1 protein-coding gene is annotated in these 491 nt (G+C 64.1%); it reads left to right on the forward strand.

Annotation, left to right across the window (positions count from 1 at the left end):
- The coding region (locus tag AC1DOK_RS24550; protein WP_477556890.1) for a hypothetical protein at positions 1 to 491 on the forward strand (491 nt) is incomplete at both ends.

The following is a 491-nucleotide window of genomic DNA, read 5'->3' on the forward strand; positions in this document are numbered from 1 at the left end:
GCATCGGCATCGGCGTCGGCATCGGCGTCAGCATCAGCATCAGCTTTCGCGTCAGCATCGGCGTCAGCATCCGCATCGGCATCAGCATCGGCGTCGGCATCGGCGTCAGCATCGGCATCAGCTTTCGCGTCCGCATCGGCGTCAGCATCAGCATCGGCATCAGCCTTCGCATCGGCATCAGCCTTCGCATCCGCATCGGCATCGGCATCGGCGTCAGCATCGGCGTCAGCATCCGCATCAGCTTTCGCGTCAGCATCGGCGTCAGCGTCAGCATCGGCATCAGCCTTCGCATCCGCATCGGCATCCGCATCGGCGTCGGCATCGGCATCGGCGTCGGCATCAGCATCGGCATCGGCGTCGGCATCGGCGTCAGCATCAGCATCAGCTTTCGCGTCAGCATCGGCGTCAGCATCCGCATCGGCATCAGCATCGGCGTMGGCATCGGCGTCAGCATCAGCATCAGCTTTCGCGTCCGCATCGGCGTCAGCATC

The organism is Paenibacillus sp. P5_B5 (genome assembly GCF_056400365.1).